Source organism: Flavobacterium sp. LC2016-23 (genome assembly GCF_009674775.1).
Taxonomy (GTDB): domain Bacteria; phylum Bacteroidota; class Bacteroidia; order Flavobacteriales; family Flavobacteriaceae; genus Flavobacterium.
The window spans coordinates 1-380 of the sequence record NZ_WKKE01000091.1; the positions used below are offsets into that span (position 1 = coordinate 1).

The following is a 380-nucleotide window of genomic DNA, read 5'->3' on the forward strand; positions in this document are numbered from 1 at the left end:
GGAGCAACCACACAGGAATTCTGTAAAGTGGATAATAAAACAGTAGCTGATTTGGCAACAACAGAATCAGGTGTGACGTGGTATGATGATGCAACAGGTATAAACGCAATTTCTTCTACGGCATTTCTTGAAAACAATAAAGTATATTACGGATCCTTAAAAGTAGGTACTTGCGAAAGCCCAACAAGACTAGCGGTAACAGTTACGTTAAGTGATCCGCAAACGCCAACAGGAGCAACCACACAGGAATTCTGTAAAGTGGATAATAAAACGGTGGCTGATTTGAAAACTGCTGAATCGGGTGTGACGTGGTATGATGATGCGAAAGGAATAAATGCAATTCCGTCAACTACAGTTTTAACTGATGGCACAACTTATTA

At 40.3% G+C, this 380-nt stretch carries 1 pseudogene; it reads left to right on the forward strand.

Going from position 1 to position 380, the window contains the following annotated elements:
* A pseudogene (locus GJU43_RS22995) lies at nt 1–380 on the forward strand (hypothetical protein); the annotation flags it as partial.